The following is a 21,541-nucleotide window of genomic DNA, read 5'->3' as shown; positions in this document are numbered from 1 at the left end:
GCCGCCGCAACCCTTCCGTCATTCCCGCGAAGGCGGGAAACCATTCCGTCATTCCCGCGAAGGCGGGAAACCATTGCCGCCGCCGTAGCGGCTCCTTCGATGACCTCCGTGAATGGATCCCCGCCTTCGCGGGGATGACGGAGAAGAGGCTGTACCGAGCGCGTATTCAGCGCGCGCCCAGCATCTCGACCATCCGCTGCGCGAGCAAGGGCAAGGTATCGTCACGCGCCCCCATCACGACGATGCGGTCGCCCGGCGCGGCTTCCGCCACCAGCGCGGCGGCGGCGGCATCGCGATCGGGGATGTGCCGCGCGTCGCCGCCCGCGATCGCGATATCGCCGACGATATCGGCGCTGGTCACCTCGCGCGTCACCGTCCCGCCCTGATAGACCGGATCGGGCATCACCAGCCGGTCGCCCGGCGCCAGCTTGGCGGCGAACATCGCGATCAGCTCGCGCCGCATCACCTTGAGCGGGCCATAGCCGTGCGGCTGGAACAGCAACAGCAGGCGCCCGGGAAAGGCGTGGAGCGTATCGAGCGTGGCGGCGATCTTGTCGGGATTGTGCCCGAAATCGTCGATCACCGCGACGCCGCCGGCGCTGCCGACCAGATCGAACCGGCGCTTCAACCCGGTGAAACGCTCGATCCCCGCGATCGCCTGGTCGAGCGGGATGCCCGCCGCGAGCGCCGCCCCGATCGCCGCGAGCGCGTTCGCCACATTATGCCGCCCCGGCACCGCGAGGCGGACGCGCGTGCCGCCGAGCGAGAAGCTTGCCGCGAACGGCTCCTCGACCACGTCGGTCGCCTGCAGATCGGCGGCGCGGTCGATCGCGAAGCGCGTCACGCGGTCGCGCGGCAAGGCGAGCGCGAGCGCCGCGGCATCGGGATTGTCGATATTGACGATCGCATGCGCCGCCTTGCCGATGAACGCGGCGAACAAGCGGTTCAATTCCTCGAGCGACTTGTGATCGAGGCTCACATTATTGAGCACCGCGATCCGCGGGGCATAAAGCGCGATCGACCCGTCGCTTTCGTCGACCTCGCTGACGTAAGCGTCGCCCCGGCCGACGAGCGCGCTGGCGAAGGGGCGGTCGGCGCTGGCGAAATCCTTCATCACCGCGCCGTTCATCACCGTCGGGTCGCCGCCCGCCGCATGGAGGATCGCGGCGATCATCCCGGTCACGGTCGACTTGCCCGATGTGCCCGCGACCCCGATCGGCAGCGCGCTGGCGTTGAACAGCCGCGCGTTGAGCTCGGCGCGGGTGAGGCGCGGGCAGCCGAGCCGCGTCGCGGTGACGAGATCGGCGACCGTCTCCTCGACCGCCGCCGACGCGACGACGATCTGGTCGGGCGCGGTGATCCCCGATCCGTCCTGCGGGTGGAGCGTGACCCCCAATGCCCTGAGCGCGTCGAACTTGGCCGGCACGCGCCCCTGATCGAGTGAGCGATCCGATCCCGCGACGCTGGCGCCGCGCCCGGCAAGGATCATCGCCAGCGGCATCATCCCCGATCCGCCGATCCCGACGAGGAAGTAACGTTGGTTGGCGGTCATCTGTAATCCATCCCGTCACCCCGGGCTTGTGCCGGGGCCCATAGTGCCTCAGGCCTTGTCGCAAGAACCTCTCGTCCAGCCTCTGCCTCCCGGTGGACCCCGGGACAAGCCCGGGGTGACGAGCGAGCAAGGTTGCCGTTACATATTGCGGCGGGCTATCGCGGTTTCGGGACAGGCTCAACCCGGGGGAAATGACGTTGCGTATCGGGATCGTCGCGCCGGCCAAGACGCTCGACCGGCTGGCGGCCGAGCGCACCGCGGCGTTCGCGGCGATCGCTTATCCGGCGGTCGATCTCGTCTTTCACCCGCAATGTTTCGAAAGCGACGGCGGGCATTTCGCCGGCCCGGACGCGCGCCGCGCGGCGGCGTTCCTCGAATTCGCCAATGATGCGGGGTTCGACGCGATCTGGTTCGCGCGCGGCGGCTATGGCTCGAATCGCATCCTCGGCCATGCGATGCCGCAGCTCTCCGCGGCGGCGAAGGCCAAGGCCTATGTCGGCTATTCGGACATGGGGTTCATGCTGGCGGCGCTTTATGCCCGGCGGATCGGGCGCCCGGCGCACGGGCCGATGCCGGTCGACGTGATGCGTGACGGCGGCGACCGCACGATCGCGCGCACCTTGGGGTGGCTGACGGGCGACCGGCAGGGGCTGGAGCCGGGGCTCGGCGGGCGCCCCGCGGCGGCGTTCAACCTCGCGATCCTCCACAGCCTGATCGGGACGCCGTGGCTCCCCGACCTCGCCGATCACGTGCTGCTGATCGAGGAAGTGTCCGAGCCGCTCTACAATGTCGATCGCATGCTGTTCACGCTCGCCAACGCGACCCAGCTGCGCGGGATCGCCGGGATCCGGCTCGGCGCGGTGACCGATGTGCAGGCCAACGATCCGCCGTGGAACGAGCCGCTCGAAACGATGATGACGCGCTGGTGCCGTGATATGGGGGTGCCGTTCCTCGGGCGCGCGGAGATCGGTCACACCCAGAGCAACCGCGTCGTGCCATTCGGGGTCGGGTGAAGGAGAGGCCTTATCACCCCTTTCACCACCCCGGCGAAGGCCGGGGTCCAGTTACGACCGGTCCGATGCTGGACCCCGGCCTTCGCCGGGGTGGATCGTGACCTGTTCGTGTTTAAAACGGCCTAAAAACAAGCGTTTGCGTCGAAATCCCGATCGCCCCGCAAAAGCGCCACTCGTGTGAACTTCGTGAACTTTGCCTATCCCTCGCGCGCCAGCGCCTTCAGCCGGTAGAGCGTATCGAGCGCCTCGCGCGGGGTGAGCGCGTCGACGTCGAGCGCCTCCACCTCGCGCCGCACCGCATCGCCCCGTTCCTCCTCGGCCGGCAGCGTCGCGGCGAACAGCGGCAAGTCGTCGAGCCCCGCGGCGAGCCCGCCGGTCTTCTGCCGCCCGGCCTCCAGCTTCGCCAGCACCGCCTTGGCGCGCGCCACCGTCGCCGGCGGCATCCCGGCGAGCCGCGCCACCGCGAGGCCGTAGCTGCGATCGGCCGGTCCGTCGGCGACTTCGTGGAGCAGCACCAGTTCGCCCTTCCACTCGCGCGCGCGGACATTGTGCAGGGTCAGCGCGTCGCAGCGTTCGGCGAGCCGGGTCAGCTCGTGGTAATGCGTCGCGAACAGGCAGCGACAGCGATTGTCCTCGTGGATTGCCTCGACCACCGCCCAGGCGATCGCGAGCCCGTCATAGGTCGAGGTGCCGCGCCCGACCTCGTCGAGGATGACGAACGAGCGCTGGGTCGCCTGCGCGAGGATCGCCGCGGTCTCGACCATCTCGACCATGAAGGTCGATCGCCCGCGCGCGAGATTGTCCGACGCGCCGACGCGGCTGAACAGCCGGTCGACCAGCCCCAATGTCGCCTTGTTCGCCGGGACGTAGCAGCCCGCCTGCGCGAGCACCGCGATCAGCGCATTCTGGCGCAGGAAGGTCGATTTGCCGCCCATGTTCGGCCCGGTGACGAGCCACAGCCGCGAATTTTCGGAGAGCGTGCAATCATTGGCGACGAAGCGCTCGCCGGCCCTGGCGACCGCCGCCTCGACCACCGGGTGCCGCCCGCCGGCCACCTCGAACCGCGCATCGTCGGTAAGGTGCGGACGCGCCCAGCCGCCTTCCGCCGCGCGCTCGGCATTGCCCGCCGCGACGTCGAGCCGCGCGAGCGCATCGGCGGTGGCGGCGATCTCCTCGCGGCGGGCGAGCGCCGCGCCGGTCAGCTCCTCGAGATGCGCGGCTTCGGCGGCGAGCGCATGCGCCCCGGCCTGCGTCACCCGCGCAGCGACCTCGTGCAGCTCGGGGGCGTTGAAGCGGACCACCCCGGCGAGCGTCTGGCGGTGGGTGAAGCCGGATTCGGGCCGCATCAGCGCGTCGGCGGCCTTGGCGGGCACCTCGATATGATAGCCGAGCACGCCGTTGTGGCGGATCTTGAGCGCGGCGATCCCCGTCTCGGCGCGATATTTCGCCTCCAGCGCGGCGATCGCGCGGCGGCCCCCGGCGCCCGCATCGCGCAGATCGTCGAGCGCGGCGTCGTAGCCCGCGGCGATATAGCCGCCGTCGGCGGCATCGATCGGCGGGGCGGGGACGAGCGCGCGCTTGAGCAGATCGATCAGCGCGCCGTGCCCGCGCAATTGCGGGGCGAGCTCGGCGAGCAGGCGCGGCGGCGCTTCGACCGCGCCGAGCGTCTCGCCGAGCAGCCAGGCGCCGTCGAGCCCGTCACGAAGCTGGCCGAGGTCGCGCGGGGAACCACGCCCCGCCGCCAGCCGCCCGAGCGCACGCCCGATATCGGGCAAAGCCCGCAACGCCGCGCGCAGCCGTTCGCGCAGTGCGCCGTCGTCGTGGAACAATTGCACCAGATCGAGCCGCGCATCCACGCCCGCGCGGTCCATCAGCGGCGCGCCGATATCGGCGGCGAGCAGCCGCGCGCCCGCGCCGGTGACGGTGCGGTCGACCGCATCGAGCAGGCTGCCCTTGCGCGCGCCGCCGGTCGTCTGGGTCAGTTCGAGGCTGTCGCGGGTCGCGGCGTCGATCGCCATTGCGGCGTTCGCGCTCGACAGCCGCGGCGGGCGCAGGAAGGGCAAGGCGCCCTTGGCGGTATGATCGAGATAGGCGACGAGGCCCCCGGCGGCGGCGAGCATCGCGCGACCGAACTGGCCGAAGCCGTCGAGCGTCGCGACCCCGAACAATCGCTTCAGCCGCGCCTCGCCCGCTGCGCTCTCGAAATCGCCGCGCGGGCGCCACACCGTTGCCGGTGCGTCGCTGCCCTCGGCGGCGATCACCTCGGCCGCGGCGAGCCGCGCCAGCTCGGCGCCCAGCCCCTGTGCGGTGCAGGCGATCACCTCGAACCGCCCGGTCGAGATGTCCGCCGCGGCGAGCGCGATCTCGCCCGCCGCTTCGCCCACGGCGACGCACCAATTGGCGGTGCGCGCGTCGAGCAACGCCTCCTCGGTCAGCGTGCCCGCGGTGACGACGCGGATGATCGCGCGGTTGACCAGCGCCTTCGATCCGCGCGCCTTGCGCGCCGCCTCGGGCGATTCGGTCTGGTCGGCGATCGCGACGCGGTGGCCGGCCTTGATCAGCCGCTGGAGATAGCCGGTCGCGGCATGCGCCGGGACGCCGCACATCGGGATCGGCGCCCCGCCATGCTCGCCGCGTGCGGTGAGCGCGATATCGAGCACCGCGCTTGCCGTCTTGGCGTCGTCAAAGAACAGTTCGAAGAAATCGCCCATGCGGTAGAAGAGCAGGCAATCGCCGGCCTCTTCCTTGAGCGCGAGATATTGCGCCATCATCGGCGTGGGAGCGGCAACAGCGGTCATCGGGACGGGCGATACCGTCCCGCGCGGCCGGGGAACAGGGGAGATGAGCATGAGCGAACAACGACGCTGCCGCTGGGCGGAGAAAGACCCGCTCGAACGCGACTATCATGACGCCGAATGGGGCGTGCCGCAGCACAATCCGCGGATGTTGTGGGAAATGCTGATGCTGGAGGGGTTTCAGGCTGGCCTCTCGTGGCGCACGATCCTCGCCAAGCGCGAGGGATTCCGCGCTGCCTTCGCCGGTTTCGATCCCGCCAGGGTCGCCGCGTTCGACGAGGATGATGTGGCGCGCCTGCTCGGCGATGCCGGGATCGTGCGGTCGCGCGCCAAGATCGAGGCGACGATCGCCGGCGCGCGCCTCTATCAGCAGATGGGGGCGCAGGCGTTCCACGATTTCTGCTGGGGGTTCACCGACGGGAAACCGATCACCGGCGACGGGGTGAACGTCCCCGCGAGCACGCCGTTGTCGGAGCGCATCTCGAAGGAATTGAAAGCGCGCGGGTTCAAGTTCGTCGGGCCGACGATCGTCTATGCCTGGATGCAGGCGGTGGGGATCGTCAACGATCATGCCGCGGCCTGTTTTCGGCGGGGAATGGTTGCATCGTGACGGCCGCTGCCTAAAGAAATTCCCCTACGTCTCTCCAGCAAGGCTCCAGCATGTCCGAAACCACCAACGTCCAATTTTCCGAACGCGAGGCCCTGCTGTTTCATTCCGAGGGGCGGCCGGGGAAGATCGAGATCGTCGCGTCCAAGCCGATGGCGACGCAGCGCGATCTGGCGTTGGCCTATTCGCCGGGCGTGGCGGTGCCGGTGCAGGCGATCGCGGACGATCCGGCGACCGCTTATGATTATACCGCCAAGGGCAATCTCGTCGCGGTGATCTCGAACGGCACCGCGATCCTCGGCATGGGCAATCTCGGCGCGCTGGCGTCGAAGCCGGTGATGGAGGGCAAGGCAGTGCTGTTCAAGCGCTTCGCCGACGTCGATTCGATCGATCTGGAGGTCAAGACGGAGGACGTCGACGCATTCATCAATTGCGTCGCGCTGCTGGAGCCGTCGTTCGGCGGGATCAACCTGGAGGATATCAAGGCACCGGAGTGCTTCATCATCGAGCAGACGCTGCGCGAGCGGATGAACATCCCGGTGTTCCACGACGATCAGCACGGCACCGCGATCATCACCGCGGCGGGGCTGATCAACGCCTGCCTGCTCACCGGGCGCAAGCTCGATGAGGTGAAGGTGGTGGTCAACGGCGCGGGCGCGGCGGCGATCGCCTGCACCGAGCTGATCAAGGCGATGGGGGTGCGCTCGGACAATGTGCTGATCTGCGACCGCAAGGGCGTGATCTATCAGGGCCGCGAGGGGATCAACCAATGGCAGTCGGCACATGCCGTGGTGACCGAGCGGCGCTCGCTCACCGAGGCGTTGGTCGGCGCGGACGTGTTCCTCGGTCTCTCCGCCGCGGGCGCGCTCAAGCCCGAGATGGTCAAGGACATGGCCAAGGCGCCGATCATCTTCGCGATGGCCAATCCCGATCCCGAAATCCGCCCGGAGGATGCCAAGGCGGCGCGCCCCGACGCGATCGTCGCGACAGGCCGTTCGGATTATCCCAACCAGGTTAACAACGTGCTCGGCTTCCCGTTCATCTTCCGCGGCGCGCTCGACGTGCGCGCCTCGGCGATCAACGAGGAGATGAAGATCGCCGCAGCGCAGGCGATCGCCGAGCTGGCGCGCGAGCGCGTGCCCGAGGAAGTGGCGATGGCCTATGGCGTGCGCCACGTCTTCGGCCCCGATTATATCATCCCGGCGCCGTTCGATCCGCGGCTGATGGAGGTGGTGCCCGCCGCGGTCGCCAAGGCGGCGATGGATTCGGGGGTCGCGACCAAGCCGATCCTCGATATGGAGGGCTATCGTCAGCAATTGCGCGGGCGGCTCAACCCGACCAATTCGCTGCTCACGCTCGCTTATGAGGGCGCGCGCGCGCACCCCAAGCGCGTGCTGTTCGCCGAGGGCGAGGAAGAAGTGGTGCTGCGCGCCGCGATCCAGTTCAAGGAAGGGGGCTATGGCGTCCCGGTGCTGGTCGGGCGCGACGACGTGCCCGAGCGGCTGCGCGCGCTGGGGGTGAGCAACCCCGAGGAATATGAGCTGCACAACAGCCGCCACTCGCCGCTGGTGCCGCAGATGGTCGACTTCCTCTACGCGCGGCTCCAGCGCCGCGGCTATCTGCGCCGCGATTGCGAGCGGATGATCAACCAGAACCGCAACATCTTCGGCGCGGTGATGCTCCAGCTCGGCCAGGCCGATGCGATGATCACCGGCACGACGCGGACCTGGGCGCAGACGATGCGCGAGGTGAAGCGCGTGATCGATCCCGAGGTCAACCGCACCCCGTTCGGCATCCATATCCTCGTCGGGCAGAGCCATACGGTGTTCATCGCCGACACCACCGTCAACGAACGCCCAAGCCCCGAGGAGCTCGCCGATATCGCCGAGCAGACCGCGCAGGTCGCGCGCCGCATGGGGCATGAGCCGCGCGTCGCCTTCCTCAGTTACTCGACCTTCGGCAACCCGGAAGGGCTGTGGCTGGAGAATATCCGCGCCGCGGTGGGGGTGCTCGACGAGCGTAAGGTCGGGTTCGAATATGAGGGCGAAATGGCCCCCGACGTCGCGCTCAACCCGCGCCAGCTGGCGAACTATCCGTTCGCGCGGCTTTCGGGTCCGGCCAATGTGCTGGTGATGCCGGGGCTGCAATCGGCCAATATTTCGGCCAAGCTGCTCCGCGAACTGGGCGGGGATTCGATGATCGGCCCGATGCTGATCGGGATGGAAAAGCCGGTGCAGATCGCCCCGATGACCTCCACCGCCAGCGAATTGGTGACGCTCGCGGTGCTTGCTGCCGGAGGAATCGCACGCTGACCGCATCGGCCCGCTTTTGCCGCGGGCTGTGCATCATTCCGTACAAACCAAGCTGTTGAGCGCAACCTTTCGCGAGCGAAACCATTTTACTCCATTGGGAACGATGGAGAGCATGCGATGCGAAAGGTTGCGTTTGCCGCATTCGGCGCGGCGGTGCTGTTGACGGGGTGCGTCGACGATGGCGGCGGTCCCGGCTATTACGGCAACGACTATCGCCGCTACGATTACAATCGGCCCGATCCGAACTCGAACGGCTATTATGCCGATCAATATTATCGTGACGACGCGCGGTATCGCGAGCGCCGGCTGAGCAACAATGATCGCGTCTATGTCGGCCGGGACGGGCGCTATTATTGCCGCCGGTCGGACGGCACGACCGGGCTGATCGTCGGCGGCATCGCCGGCGGCGCGCTCGGCGCGGCGATCGCGCCGGGTGGGTCGGGCGTGCTGGGCGCGCTGCTCGGCGGCGCGGGCGGCGCGTTGCTCGGCAAGTCGATCGACAAGAACAACGTGCGTTGCCGCTGATCGGCTGATCGGTTTCCCGGAACGGCGACAGTTTGCGACAATTATGTCGTCGTTCCGGGACATTTGCGGGACAGTCCCGCGGCATCCCTCTCCTTGGCCAGCGTAACGGCCGCGTAAGGAGCAGATGGATGAACAAGAAACTGACGATGATCGCCGCCGGGATCGGGCTCGCGCTTTCGGTGCCGACTGTCGCGGCAGCGGCGCCGTGGGTGCCGGTCGGCCAGCGCGTCGCCAATCTCAACGTGCGGATCGATCAGGGCGTGCGCAACGGCAGCCTCACCGGCCGGAGGCGATGCGGCTGCGCACCCAGCTGCGCGATCTGCAGGGGCTCGAGGCGCGTTATCGCCGCGGCGGGCTGACGATCGCCGAGCGCGCCGATCTCGATCGCCGCTTCGACCGGCTGAGCGCGCAGGTGCGCTTCGAAAAGCATGATCGCCGCGCGCGCTGGTAATCAGCGCAGCGGTTTCCCCGAATCCTTCCAGCGATCGAGGATCTGCGGTTGGCGGGGCAGATTGTCCGGAGTGGCGTCGCGCAACGCGATGCCGCTTTCGGCATGCGCCGGCTGGGTCGGCGTGACCGCGACCGGAACGGGCAGCGGCGCGGGGACCACGGGCGGCGGCGCGGGGAGCGTGGGTTGCGGCTCGCCGCCGCGATAGGCGCGGCCGAAGGCGGCGGCGGTGCCCCAATAGCCCTTCCAGCGATGGAAGAAATGCGCGCCGACCACATCGGTCATCACCAAGGTGCGGTTCCACGCCGGGGTCACCGCATAGGTGTGATAATGCGTCGCCAGCCCGACCGGTGCGAACACCTGCCCGGCGAGGATCGCGGCAGCGTTGCGCGCCGCGCGCGCCCAGCCGTCGCGCGAGGGGATGCGCGCCGCCGCGCCGTCGCAGGCGAAGCTGAACTGGCACCCGCTGCCGCGCGCCGCGCCCTGATAGACCACCCCGCAGACGGTCGGCGGAAAGGCCGGGTGGCGGACGCGGTTCACCACCACCTGCGCCACCGCGCGTTGTCCGGCATCGCTTTCCGCGCCGGCCTCGTAATAGACCGCCGCCGACAGGCATTCGAGCGCGCGGGCGCGGTCGATCGTGCTCGCCAGCCGGGTGGAGAAGGGCGCCGCCGCGGTCACTGTCGCATCGCCGACCGCGCTGGCGCCGCGCGGGACGGGGGGCAGGGCGATCGTGCCGGTGGTGCCGCGCGCGGGCGAGGCGAAGGCGGGGAGCCCGGTCTCGGGTGGCGCGGTGATCGGAACGCGCGGGGCAGGAGGTGCCGGCTCAGGCGGCAGCAGCGACAGCGCGACGCCTGCGGCGGCGGTCAGCGACATCACGATCAGCGCGACGCGCGGCCACGCGCTGTGGCGCGCGGCGCGCAACGCGCGAATCTCGCTGTGGTGCATCGCCGTCATCGCCGTCGCTATAGCGCGCGCGATTTACGATTTCCTTCGTCGCGGGAACGCACCCTACCGCAACGTCGCGCTGTCGAGGTTGAGCGCGGTCGCCGGGATCGTCTCGGTCGCCGGCCGCGCCTTGCGCAGCGCGTCGCCGAATTGCCGCGCGTCGCCGACCACCACTGTCACCGTGGCCGCCGGATCGAACAGCGTCGCCGCCGCCCGCTGCACCGCCGCGGTCGGCGTATCGCGCACCTGCGCGGTGTAGCGCGTCATTTCATCGACCGGCAACCCGTCGAGCAACTGGTTGGCGACCAGCGTCGCCAGCCCGGCGGTGCGTTCGATCTGCCGGCCGAACCCGCCGATCAGCACCGAGCGCCGCGTTTCGAGCTCGCTCGCGGTGATCGGCGCGGTGCCCAGCCGCTGCATCTCGCCCGCGATCAGCCCGACGACCTCGGGGGCGGAGGCGTTCTTGGTCGAGGCCCCGGCGCTGATCCAGCCGGTGTCGCGATCGGCGTGAAGATCGCTGCGCGCGCCATAGGAGAGCCCGCGCTTGATGCGGATCTCCTGATTGAGCCGCGAGGTATAGCCGCCGCCGAGCACGGTATTGGCGATCAGCGCGGGATAGTAGCGCCCGTCGCCGCGCGCGATCGCCCCGCGCGAGACGACCACCCCGGCCTGACCCGCATCGGGCAGGTCGATCGCGATCGTGCGCGGGCGGGCCATGGGGACCGGCGTAGGGAGCGCGGCGGGGGTCGCGCCGTCCGCGCGCCAGTCGCCGAACCAGCGCTCGGCGAGCGCCTTGGCGGCGGCGGGGGTGATGTCGCCGGTCAGGATCAGCGTCGCGCGATCGGGCGACCAGGCCGCGGCATAGGCTCGTTGCACATCGCCGCGGGTGATCGCCTTGAGCGAGGCGGGGGTGCCGTCGACCGCGCCGCCATAAGCCGATGCGCCGAACAGGGCGCGATCGGCGGCGAGCCCGGCGAGTTCCATCGGATCGGTCAGCGTCACCTGTGTCGCGTCGATCGCCTGCGCGCGGGCGCGCTCCAGCTCGGCCGGGGCGAGCGTCGCGTGGCGCGCGGCATCGGCGAGGATGTCGAGCGCGGGCGACAGCGCCGGGGTCGCGACGGTGATGCCGATCGCGCTGCCCTCGCGCCCTGCGCCGGTGTCGAGCGAGGCGCCGAGCGCCTCGGCGGCGCGCGCGATCTCGGTCGCTGAGCGGGTGGCGGTGCCGCGGGTCAGCAAGGTGGCGGCGAGGCTGGCGGTGCCTGCCTTGCCCGTCGCGTCGCGCGCCGCGCCCGCGGTGCCGATCAGCCGCGCGGTGACCAGCGGCACGTCGTGCCGCTCGACCGTCACCACCGTCAGCCCGTTGGCGAGGCGGGTCGCGCTCGGGGTCGGCACATGGCCCGCGACCACCGGCCCGAGCGGGGGCAGCGGGACGCGCTCGGCGTCGGACGCGGCGGTGACGACGGCGATGTCGCGCGGCGCGACGAGCGGCCGGGTCTCGACCGTCGCGGCGACCGCGATCCCGGCTTCGGGCGCGGCGCCTTCGGCGGCGGGAAGATAGCGGATTGCCGCGACGCGATCGTCGGCCAGCCAGGTCCGCGCGACGCGCTGCACATCGGCGACGGTCACCGCGCGGACCGCTTCGAGCTGGCGTTCGGTGGCGCGCGGGTCGCCGTCGATCAGCACCGAGGAGGCAATGACACGCGCGCGGCCCTCGGCGGTTTCCATCGCCTTCAACGCATCGGTGAGGATTTCGGTCTTGGCCTCGGCAAGCTCGGCCGCCGAGACCGGGGCGTCGCGCATCCGCGCGATCTCGCCGCGCAGCGCCTGTTCGACCGCATCGGCGGTCTTGCCCCCGGCGGCGATCGCGATGATGTCGAGCTTGCCCGGCCCGGCGCGCGAATCGAGCGTTGCATCGACCGATTGCGCCAGCCCGGCGCGATAGACGAGGCTCTCGTGCAGCCGCGAGCTTTCGCCGCGCGCGAGGATCGCCTGCATCACCATCAGCGCGGGCATGTCCGCGGTGCGATCGGGCGGCAGCGGATAGCTCAAGGCGATCGCGGGGAGCGGGGTGTTGGGCTCGTGTACCGTCACCGCGACCGGGGCGGTACGCACCGGCTCGGTCGCGGCGACGCGCGGGATCGGCTGATCGGGGCGTTTGATCGGCGCGAAATATTGGTCGACCCAGCGATCGAGCGCGGCGGGATCGAAATTGCCCGCGACGACCAGGATCGCATTGTCGGGGCGGTAATAGGTCGCGTGGAAGGCGCGCACATCGTCGATCGTCGCCGCATCGAGGTTGGCGATGCTGCCGATCACCCCGCGCGCATAAGGATGATGCTGATAGGCAAGCGCGGGGAGGTACAGCGAATCGAGCTTGCCATAAGGCCGCGCGAGCACCGACTGGCGGAACTCCTCCTTCACCACGTCGCGCTCGGAGGCGAAGCCTGCCGGATCGACGATCAGCGAGGCCATGCGATCGGCCTCGGCGAACAGCAGCCGCTGGAGGTGATTGGCGGGGACGACCTCGAAATAATTGGTGTAATCGTCGCCGGTCGAGGCGTTGTTATAGCCGCCGACATCCTCGGTCAGCCGGTCGAACTGCTCGGCGTGGAGGTTGCGCGTCGCCTTGAACATGAGATGTTCGAAGAGGTGCGCGAACCCCGATCGCCCGCGCGGATCGTCACGCCCGCCGACGTCATACCACATCTGCACCGAGACGTTGGGCGTCGCAGTGTCGCGGATCGCGTAGACGCGCAGGCCGTTGGCGAGCGTCCGTTCGGTAAAGGCGATCGGCTTGACCGCCGGGAGCGGCGGCGGCGGTTCGGCCAGCGCGGGCGCAGCGATCGTAGCGAGCAGCAGCGGCAGGATGCGGCGCATAAGGTCCTTTCAGGAAAGCGGCGGGATCACTTCTTGTCGCGATTGGCGAATAGCACCGCGGCGGCGACCGCGGCGGAGCCGATGCCGACACCGAGACCGATCTTGCCGATGTTCCAGTTGCGCTTGCGCGCCTCGCGCTTCGCATGGCTGGCGCCTTCCTCATGCGCCTTGGCTTCGGCGGCGGCGGCGAGGATTTCGTTGGGTTCGTCGGTCACGCTTACTCTCCTTGGTTTCCGTAATAGGCGGCGCGAAACGCATTGGCGAACGCGGGCAGATTGCCCCCGGCGATCGACGCGCGCAGATCCGCCATCAACGTTTCGTAGAACCAGATGTTGTGCTCGGTCATCAGCATCGCGCCGAGAATCTCGCCCGCGCGGACGAGATGGTGGAGATAGGCGCGGCTCCACTGATTGCACACCGGGCACGGGCAGGCGGCGTCGAGCGGCGCCTGATCCTCGGCGAAGCGCGCGTTGCGGATGTTGATCGGGCCGTTGCGGGTAAAGGCCTGGCCGGTGCGCCCCGAGCGGGTCGGCAGCACGCAATCGAACATATCGACCCCGCGCTCGACCGCGCCGACGATATCGTCGGGCTTGCCGACCCCCATCAGATAGCGCGGCTTGTCCGCCGGCAATTGCCCCGGCGCGAAATCGAGGCAGCCGAACATCGCCTCCTGGCCCTCGCCGACCGCGAGCCCGCCGATCGCATAGCCGTGGAAGCCGATATCGGTCAGCGCGTCGGCGGAGGCCTTGCGCAGCCCTTCGTCGAGCGCACCCTGCTGGATGCCGAAGATCGCATTCGCCGCGGCATGCTCGCCGCCCGCATCGAATGCGGCGCGGCTGCGCTTCGCCCAGCGCATCGATCGCTCCATCGCCGCCGCCTGCACCTCGCGGGTCGAGGTGGTCGGGACGAGTTCGTCGAACGCCATGACGATGTTCGAGCCGAGCAGCCGCTGGATCTCGATCGAGCGTTCGGGGGAGAGCAAGTGCCGCGAGCCGTCGAGATGGCTCTTGAACGACACCCCTTCCTCGCTGCGCTTGGTGAGATCGGCGAGGCTCATCACCTGATAGCCGCCCGAATCGGTGAGGATCGGCTTGTCCCACCCCATGAAGCCGTGGAGCCCGCCCAATCGTGCGACCCGCTCGGCGCCGGGGCGGAGCATCAGATGATAGGTGTTGCCGAGGATGATGTCCGCCCCCGAGGCGGCGACATCGGCGGGCTTCATCGCCTTGACGGTGGCGGCGGTGCCGACCGGCATGAACGCGGGGGTGCGGATCGTGCCGCGCCGCATCGCGATCGTGCCGGTGCGCGCCGCGCCACAGCTGGCGGCGATCGAGAAGGTGAAACGGTCGGTGGTCATTGCGTGGGAATAGGTCCGGTCGATCAATGCGGCGCGGGGCCGCCCTTGCGCTTGCCCTGCGGCGCGCGGTTGCTGGGGACGACGGCGCGGATCGTCAGGCATTCGGCGCGGGTCACCACGCCGTCATGATCGCGATCGAGCCGGCGGAAGATCTCGGCCATCTTCACCTGCAATTCGGTCAGCGTGATGCGATTGTCGGCATCGGTGTCGACCTCGAACGGGCTCGGCAGCGCATTGCGATCGCCGAGGCAGCGTTCGGCCCAGTCGGCGAAACCGATATAGCCGAGCGAGCCTTTGCGATCGGTATCGATCGCGGCGAAGCTGCGCTCGACGCAGCTATGGAGCTCCGCAGCAGTGGTGCGCCCGTCATGGTCGAGATCGCAGGCGGCGATCATCATCGCGGCGGGCTCGACCATCATCGTCGCCGGGGGCTGGCCGGGGCCGGGCGGTACGGCGGGCGGCGCGGCCGGCGTGGCGGCGGCCGCCTGGAGCAGCAACAGCGCGGCAATCATGCGGGATTTTCCTGACAAGGGCGGGTGGGGCCGGTCACGATGTCCATCGACACGGCTGCGCCTGAACCGCCGCTGAGCCGAACTGCGCCACGCTTCGTCCGCATCCCTTCGCCCTATGGCGCGCGCGCCGCGCTGGCAACCCGCCCGAGGTGCGAAAAAAAAGGCGGCTGCCGAACGAGGTCCGGCGGGCCGCCTGTCAGGGAGGTCTGCTATCGAGGCTAAACCCGCGAGGGGGCGTGGGGTTCCGTCCGAACCGGAGTATCGGCCGTCGATGTGCTCCCGCGAAGGCGGGACCCAAGGCGGGGATACAGCGAGGGCGTCTCCACTCACGCCAGCGCGCCGCCGCCGTTGAGCAGCAGCCGGACGAGATCGGCTTGCCCGCGCGCGCCGGTCTTGGCGTAGAGGCGTTTCGAATAATTGCGCGCGGTCTCGATCGTCAGCCCGATCTCCGCGGCGGCCTCGGCGATGCTCGTGCCTTCGCACAAGGCGAGCGCGAGCCGCGCCTCGCTGTGCGACAGGCCGTGGAGCGCGGCGACCGCCGCAACGCGCGCCGCGCCCCCCGCGGCGGGCGGGGTGCGGAGCAATGCGATCATCGTCGGCACCTGCGTCGCCCCGCTCGGCGGCGCGACCGGCGGGGCGATCAGCAGCGCTTCGAGCCGGGGCGCGGCGGAAAGCAGGATCGCGCGCGGCGGCGCATCGGGGGTCGCGGCGCGCGCCGCCAGGGCGCGCTCGGCTTCGGCGTCGCCGATGCGCAGCCGCTGGCCGGGCACTGCCGCGATCGCGCGCGCGGCGACCGGGTCACAATCGATCACCCGCGCCTCGCTGTCGAACGCGATCCAGCCGGTGCCGCCGCGCGCCAGCGCATCCTCGGCGATCGCGAGCCGCAGCCGCTGGCGCTCGGCCTGCGCCAGCCCGGCGAGCGCGACCGCGAGATGCGGCGCGATCGCGGAGAGCAAGGCGCTGTCCGCCGCGGCGAATTCGCGCGTCTCGCTCGACACCGCGAGCACCGCGCTCGCCCCGCCCGGCTCCGCGACGCGCATGATGCGCAGGTCGCCGGGCGGCGCCTCCTCGAGCTCGGCGGCGGCATAGACGCGGTCCGGCCGCAGCCGATCGGGGGCGATCGGGGGCAAGGGCGGCGGCAAGGTCGCCGCGAACGGGCTGATCGCGAGATGCACCGCATCGGCGCGCGCACGCTGGCGCAACCGGGCGAGAAAAATATCCCAATGCGGCTCGTCGCGTACGCCCGCATAGAGCGGCAGGAGCAATTCGGTCTCGTCGATCCGGCTTAATGCCATTTTGCTCCCATATGGGAGGTTTGGCGAAAAGGCGAATCGGTCAGATCGTCACCCATGACGACCGATAAGCAAACCCTCACCCACCTCCAGCGGCTGGAGGCAGAGTCGATCCACATCCTGCGCGAGGTGGTGTCGGAATGCGAAAAGCCGGTGATGCTCTATTCGGTCGGCAAGGACAGCGCGGTGATGCTGCATCTCGCGCGCAAGGCCTTTTATCCCTCGCCGCCGCCCTTCCCGCTGCTCCATGTCGACACGACATGGAAGTTCAAGGCGATGTACGAGCTGCGCGACCGGATGGCGCGCGAGAGCGGGATGGAGTTGCTCGTCTATCACAACCCCGAGGCCGAGGCGCGGGGGATCAACCCGTTCGATCACGGCCCGCTTCACACCGATATGTGGAAGACCGAGGGGCTCAAGCAGGCGCTCGACAAATTTGGCTTCGACGCGGCGTTCGGCGGCGCGCGGCGCGACGAGGAGAAGAGCCGCGCCAAGGAGCGCGTGTTCAGCTTCCGCTCGGCCAACCACCGCTGGGACCCGAAGAACCAGCGCCCCGAATTGTGGAACCTCTACAATGCCCGCAAATCGAAGGGCGAGAGCATCCGCGTCTTCCCGATCTCCAATTGGACCGAGCTCGACATCTGGCAATATATCCAGCTCAACGACATTCCGATCGTCCCGCTCTATTTCGCCGCGCCGCGCCCGACGGTGGAGCGCGACGGCTTGATCCTGATGGTCGATGACGATCGCTTCCCGTTGAAGCCCGGCGAGACCCCGGTCGAGCGCTCGATCCGCTTCCGCACGCTCGGTTGCTACCCGCTGACCGGCGCGGTGGAGAGCGAGGCGACGACGCTCGAGGAGGTGATCCAGGAAATGCTGCTCACCACCACCAGCGAGCGCCAGGGCCGCGCGATCGACAAGGATGCCGGCGACGCCAGCATGGAGAAGAAGAAGCAGGAGGGGTATTTCTGATGACCGCGCCGATTCAGGACAGCGCCTATCAGGTCGATAAGCTGATCGCCGAGGACATCCACGCCTATCTCGATCGGCATCAGCACAAGTCGCTCTTGCGCTTCATCACCTGCGGCAGCGTCGACGACGGCAAGTCGACGCTGATCGGGCGGCTGCTCTACGATTCGAAGATGATCTTCGAGGATCAGCTCGCCGCGCTCGAATCGGATTCGAAGCGGGTGGGTACGCAGGGGCAGGAGATCGACTTCGCCTTGCTGGTCGACGGGCTCGCCGCCGAGCGCGAACAGGGCATCACGATCGACGTCGCCTATCGCTTCTTCGCAACCGAGAAGCGCAAGTTCATCGTCGCCGATACCCCCGGCCACGAACAATATACCCGCAACATGGTGACCGGCGCCTCGACCGCCGATCTCGCGGTGATCCTGATCGACGCGCGCAAGGGCGTCCTGACCCAGACGCGGCGGCACAGCTATCTCGCGCACCTCATCGGCATCCGCCATATCGTGCTGGCGGTGAACAAGATGGATCTGGTCGGTTACGATCAGGCGACCTTCGACGCGATCGTCGCCGATTACCGCGCCTTCGCCAGCGAGATCGGGATCGGCGATTTCGTCGCCATGCCGATCTCCGGCTTCAAGGGCGACAATATCACCGCCCGCAGCGCCAACACGCCCTGGTATCACGGGCCGTCGCTCGTCGCGCATCTCGAGACGGTCGAGCTCGATGCCGAGCGGGATCAGGCCAAGCCATTCCGGCTGCCGGTGCAATGGGTCAACCGCCCCAACCTCGATTTCCGCGGCTTTTCGGGGCTGGTGGCGAGCGGGACGGTCAGCCCCGGCGATCGCGTCCGCGTGCTCCCCTCGGGCAAGGCGACCGAGGTTGCGCGGGTCGTGACGCTCGACGGCGATCTCGATCGGGCGGTCGCCGGCCAGTCGGTGACGCTGACCTTCGCCGACGAGATCGATTGCTCGCGCGGCGACGTGATCGCCGCCGCCGATAGCCCGCCCGAGGTTGCCGACCAGTTCGAGGCGACGATCGTGTGGATGGCGGACGAGGAAATGCTCCCCGGCCGGCCCTATTGGCTCAAGCTCGGCACGCAGACCGTCACCGCCAGCATCCAGCACCCGAAATATCAGGTGAACGTCAATACGATGGAGCATCTGGCGGCGAAGACGCTGGATCTCAACGCGATCGGCGTCGCCAATCTCTCCACCGACCGCCCGATCGTATTCGAGCCCTATGCGGCCAATCGCGGGCTCGGCGGGTTCATCCTGATCGACAAATTGACCAACGCGACGGTCGCCGCAGGGATGCTGCATTTCTCGCTGCGGCGCGCGCAGAACGTCCATTGGCAGGCGCTCGACGTGACGCGCGAGCGGCGCTCGGGGCTCAAGAACCAGCAGCCGATGGTGTTGTGGTTCACCGGGCTGTCGGGCGCGGGCAAATCGACGATCGCCAATCTGGTCGAGAAGAAACTGGTGCGGATGAACCGCCACACCTTCCTGCTCGACGGCGACAATGTCCGCCACGGGCTCAACAAGGATCTCGGCTTCACCGACGCCGATCGCGTCGAGAACATCCGCCGCATCGGCGAGGTGGCGAAATTGATGACCGATGCGGGGCTGATCGTGATCACCGCGTTCATCTCGCCATTCCGCGCCGAGCGGCAGATGGTGCGCGACATGATGGCACCGGGCGAATTCCTCGAGATCTTCATCGACACCCCGCTCGCCGATGCCGAGGCGCGCGACGTGAAGGGGCTCTATGCCAAGGCGCGCAGCGGGCAGCTCAAGAATTTCACCGGGATCGATTCGCCTTATGAACCGCCGCTCGATCCGGATATGCGGATCGACACCACCGGCATGACCCCGGAGGCGGCGGCCGACCTGATCATCGAACGGCTCATCCCATGAGGCTTGCGAAAATTTTACGGCGCGGGGTGCCGACCTTTACAAGTCGTTAAGACGAAGCGTGGCATATTGGAGGCAGGGAGAATTCCATGCCTCAGCCCGCACGACGCCAGGACTATGCGCGAGAGCCGCGCCAGGTTTCGCTGCCCGAACCGCGTTGGATCGCGGGCGACGGCGGCGATTCGCCCGTGCGCGAGCTGCACGGGCGCCTGCTCGAGGCGTTCGGCACCGAAGGGGCGCGCCGCCCGGCGAACGAGAAGCTCTCGCTGACCTTGCGCGTCGCGACGATCGTCGGCGCCTCGATCGCGCTCTGGGCGGTGATCGGCGGCGTGATTTACGCGCTGATTTAACAAAAAAATACGTGGCGAGCCGACCGCGCGGAGCGCGGCGCTCGATCTCTCCGTCATGCGTGGCCGGCGGAGGCGGGACGTATCCCGCGCATTCGGCTCAACGCCTCAGTCGGCGGCCGGTTTATTCTGCTGATCGTAGCGCCAGCACGCCGCCACCAGCGCCCCGAGCATCACGAACACCAGCCCGTGCGAATCCTGCTGGCTCAGCGTCGTCTTCACGATCAGGAAGTTGATCAGCGAGATGATCAGCGGCACCATCATCCCCAATTCCCCTTCGGGGAAGCGGATCGCGCGACGCACGCCGGCCCAGATCGCCGCCGCGATCATCCCGAAGAACAGCACCAGCCCGACGAGGCCGTATTCCAGCCCGACCGTCAGGTAGAAATTGTCGATCGAATCGAGCGCCAGCGTCTCGGGCGCACGGCCCATCCCCCAGCCCCACGGTCGATTGAGAATCTTGGGGATGCCGACGTTGAGCTGCTCCATCCGCATGTCGTTGCTGGATTGCTGCGAGCCGTCGCCCCACACGAGGTGGCGGATCTTGCCGACGAAGAAGGTCGACAGCAAAAAGCCGAATGCCATCACGGGATAACCCACCAGCAGCGCGGTGCCGATCGGGCTTTCGGGGTTGGTCTGGCGGTGGCGCAGGCTCCAGAAGAACAGATAGAGCAGGGCCGCCACGAACATGTTGATCATCCCCATCCGCGAATCGGTCTGGGCGACGACGTAGAACATCAGCGGGAAGGTGGCGGCCGCGATCACGCGGGTGATCGGTCGTTTCGCGACGAGCGCGAAATGCAGCACGAACGGCGCGGCCAGCCCGAGATATTCGGCAAGGCCCAGCGGCGTGGAGAAGGTCGCGACGGTGCGGTATTTGCCGGTCGCGCTCCGTATCGCGCCCGACAGGATGCGCGTCACCGTGTCGTCCTGGATCGAAAGCAGCGGCGGGAGATGGCCGGACCACAGCACCTTCTGCATATGCGCCTCGACCACCGCGAGCGCGCAGACCAGGAGCGTGATCCCCCAGAGCAGCCGGCCGAGCCAAACGAGCCGCCCCGGCTGGCGGAAGGCATAGACCGCGGCAAAGAACGGCGCGAACCAGCTGAACATCGCCACGCTGAACTTGTTCGCCGAATAGCCGACGTCGGTCGACCAGAAGACGGTGAGGAAGGCGAGCGCGCCGAATGCGCCGAGCAGCCACGGCACCACCGGCACCGCGGCGAGCGTCTCGGACAATTCGCGACGGAATTGCGCCGAGATCGACAGGCTGACGAGCAGCACCACGCCGAGCGGGAGCGAAACCAGCCGCAGCAACGTGATCCACGGCAGGCCCGGGAAATCGATCCCGATGTAATTGGGCCAGCACAGCAGCACCGCGACAAATGCGAACAGCAGCTGTGACATCAATTTGGTCGGCGCTCGCCCGACATCGGGGAGCAGCCAGATCACCAGCCCGGCCAGCAGCGCCAGCGGTGCCACCAGGGGTACGAGGAAATAGGTGGTCGTGATGGCAAAGAACATGCCGACGAACCACGAATAGCCGGAAACCAGCAGCAGCAATTTGATGCGATGACGCTGCCAGAAGCCCGGCGAGGTATAGCTCCCCAGGATCGGACGCGCGATCGCTCGTTGCCGTCGTCTGAAGAACCTGCCTCTGATCTTCACCCGTGCTTACTCACATCCCGGCGGGGTGGCGCGGCGCGCCCCTTTTCTGCGCCCTTCGTCACCTTCGATGACGCGACGGTCGTTAAAAGAAAAGGGTTAACAAGACTGGCGCCGATTTGATGCATCGCGCTCATTCCGTCGCCTCGCGGCGCATGCGCAGCCGCCCGCCGACCGTGCGCACCAGCCGGCCCGCGAAATCGAGCACGAACCGCTCGAAGCCAGCGGGTTGCCCCGAGAGACGCCACAAGAGCAGATGCGTTCCGGCATAAGCGCCCCCGCCGAGTACCGACTTGGCGGCCAGCCCGAGAAGGTTACGGCTAAAATTGTGGCCCGGCGCGCCGAGCGCAATATCCAGCGCCAGCACGGCGACGATCATCACCGCCGCCGCGACGAAGCTGCGCCAGGC

The 21,541-nt window shown here is 68.6% G+C and carries 17 protein-coding genes and 1 pseudogene; 8 read left to right on the top strand and 10 right to left on the bottom strand.

Annotated elements, in window-relative coordinates:
- Nucleotides 1-166: 166 nt before the first annotated feature.
- Nucleotides 167-1,552 (bottom strand): glutamate ligase domain-containing protein, encoded by a 1,386-nt coding sequence (locus BGN95_RS13075; RefSeq protein ID WP_265314066.1) that lies wholly within the window; start codon nt 1,550-1,552, stop codon nt 167-169.
- A 197-nt stretch (nt 1,553-1,749) separates the two neighbouring features.
- On the opposite strand from BGN95_RS13075, the gene BGN95_RS13070 reads away from it, so the two are divergent.
- Entirely contained in the window at nt 1,750-2,565 is an 816-nt protein-coding gene (locus BGN95_RS13070) for an LD-carboxypeptidase (protein ID WP_286772862.1), read from the top strand.
- Between the two features lie 197 nt (nt 2,566-2,762).
- On the opposite strand, the gene mutS is transcribed toward BGN95_RS13070, so the two are convergent.
- Nucleotides 2,763-5,336 (bottom strand): DNA mismatch repair protein MutS, encoded by a 2,574-nt coding sequence (mutS, locus tag BGN95_RS13065; protein WP_265270265.1) that lies wholly within the window; start codon nt 5,334-5,336, stop codon nt 2,763-2,765.
- Between the two features lie 76 nt (nt 5,337-5,412).
- Between mutS and BGN95_RS13060 the strand changes: the two genes are divergently transcribed.
- From BGN95_RS13060 to BGN95_RS13045, 4 genes are all read left to right on the top strand, one after another.
- Nucleotides 5,413-5,970, top strand: coding sequence for a DNA-3-methyladenine glycosylase I (locus BGN95_RS13060; RefSeq protein WP_286772861.1), 558 nt, complete (start codon nt 5,413-5,415; stop codon nt 5,968-5,970).
- Nucleotides 5,971-6,020: 50 nt separating this feature from the next.
- Nucleotides 6,021-8,279 (top strand): NADP-dependent malic enzyme, encoded by a 2,259-nt coding sequence (locus tag BGN95_RS13055; protein WP_265270163.1) that lies wholly within the window; start codon nt 6,021-6,023, stop codon nt 8,277-8,279.
- A gap of 117 nt (nt 8,280-8,396) precedes the next feature.
- The gene (locus tag BGN95_RS13050; RefSeq protein WP_179513241.1) at nt 8,397-8,804 is read left to right on the top strand and encodes a hypothetical protein; all 408 of its coding nucleotides are present in this window, start codon (nt 8,397-8,399) and stop codon (nt 8,802-8,804) included.
- Nucleotides 8,805-9,096: 292 nt separating this feature from the next.
- Nucleotides 9,097-9,255: a hypothetical protein gene (locus BGN95_RS13045; RefSeq protein WP_286772860.1), complete on the top strand. Its 159-nt coding sequence runs from the start codon at nt 9,097-9,099 to the stop codon at nt 9,253-9,255.
- Here BGN95_RS13045 and BGN95_RS13040 read toward each other — a convergent pair whose 3' ends face one another.
- The 6 genes from BGN95_RS13040 to BGN95_RS13015 all read right to left on the bottom strand — a co-directional run bounded on the left by BGN95_RS13040 (nt 9,256) and on the right by BGN95_RS13015 (nt 16,241).
- Nucleotides 9,256-10,209, bottom strand: a complete 954-nt coding sequence (locus tag BGN95_RS13040; protein WP_286772859.1) for a cell wall hydrolase — start codon at nt 10,207-10,209, stop codon at nt 9,256-9,258.
- A 54-nt stretch (nt 10,210-10,263) separates the two neighbouring features.
- The gene (locus BGN95_RS13035) at nt 10,264-13,077 is read right to left on the bottom strand and encodes a M16 family metallopeptidase (RefSeq protein WP_286772858.1); all 2,814 of its coding nucleotides are present in this window, start codon (nt 13,075-13,077) and stop codon (nt 10,264-10,266) included.
- A gap of 26 nt (nt 13,078-13,103) precedes the next feature.
- The gene (locus tag BGN95_RS13030; RefSeq protein ID WP_179513244.1) at nt 13,104-13,292 is read right to left on the bottom strand and encodes a hypothetical protein; all 189 of its coding nucleotides are present in this window, start codon (nt 13,290-13,292) and stop codon (nt 13,104-13,106) included.
- Nucleotides 13,293-13,294: 2 nt separating this feature from the next.
- On the bottom strand, nt 13,295-14,434 hold the full coding sequence (gene tgt, locus BGN95_RS13025) for a tRNA guanosine(34) transglycosylase Tgt (RefSeq protein WP_286772857.1): 1,140 nt from the start codon (nt 14,432-14,434) through the stop codon (nt 13,295-13,297).
- Nucleotides 14,435-14,457: 23 nt separating this feature from the next.
- A complete protein-coding gene (locus BGN95_RS13020) occupies nt 14,458-14,946 on the bottom strand; it encodes an EF-hand domain-containing protein (RefSeq protein WP_286772856.1) in 489 nt (162 codons plus the stop codon).
- 326 nt (nt 14,947-15,272) lie between these two features.
- Nucleotides 15,273-16,241, bottom strand: coding sequence for a helix-turn-helix transcriptional regulator (locus BGN95_RS13015; RefSeq protein WP_286772855.1), 969 nt, complete (start codon nt 16,239-16,241; stop codon nt 15,273-15,275).
- A 54-nt stretch (nt 16,242-16,295) separates the two neighbouring features.
- Here BGN95_RS13015 and cysD point away from each other — a divergent pair, with 54 nt between their 5' ends.
- The 3 genes from cysD to BGN95_RS13000 all read left to right on the top strand — a co-directional run bounded on the left by cysD (nt 16,296) and on the right by BGN95_RS13000 (nt 19,470).
- Nucleotides 16,296-17,210 carry a sulfate adenylyltransferase subunit CysD gene (gene cysD / locus BGN95_RS13010; RefSeq protein WP_265270148.1) on the top strand — a complete coding sequence of 305 codons (915 nt, stop codon included), beginning with the start codon at nt 16,296-16,298 and terminating at the stop codon, nt 17,208-17,210.
- Entirely contained in the window at nt 17,210-19,123 is a 1,914-nt protein-coding gene (cysN, locus tag BGN95_RS13005) for a sulfate adenylyltransferase subunit CysN (RefSeq protein WP_286772854.1), read from the top strand. The genes cysD and cysN overlap by 1 nt, the downstream gene beginning before the upstream one ends.
- Before the next feature lie 86 nt (nt 19,124-19,209).
- A complete protein-coding gene (locus BGN95_RS13000) occupies nt 19,210-19,470 on the top strand; it encodes a hypothetical protein (protein ID WP_179513250.1) in 261 nt (86 codons plus the stop codon).
- Nucleotides 19,471-19,575: 105 nt separating this feature from the next.
- On the opposite strand, the gene BGN95_RS12995 is transcribed toward BGN95_RS13000, so the two are convergent.
- Nucleotides 19,576-21,135 carry an O-antigen ligase family protein gene (locus BGN95_RS12995; protein ID WP_265314366.1) on the bottom strand — a complete coding sequence of 520 codons (1,560 nt, stop codon included), beginning with the start codon at nt 21,133-21,135 and terminating at the stop codon, nt 19,576-19,578.
- 130 nt (nt 21,136-21,265) lie between these two features.
- A pseudogene (locus tag BGN95_RS12990) lies at nt 21,266-21,541 on the bottom strand (hypothetical protein); the annotation flags it as partial.

Origin of the sequence: Sphingomonas sp. 66-10 (assembly GCF_001897045.1) — a bacterium.
Classification (GTDB): domain Bacteria; phylum Pseudomonadota; class Alphaproteobacteria; order Sphingomonadales; family Sphingomonadaceae; genus Sphingomonas; species Sphingomonas lycopersici.
The sequence above is the reverse complement of the archived record's forward strand: the minus strand, read 5'-3'. Positions and strand labels throughout refer to the sequence as shown.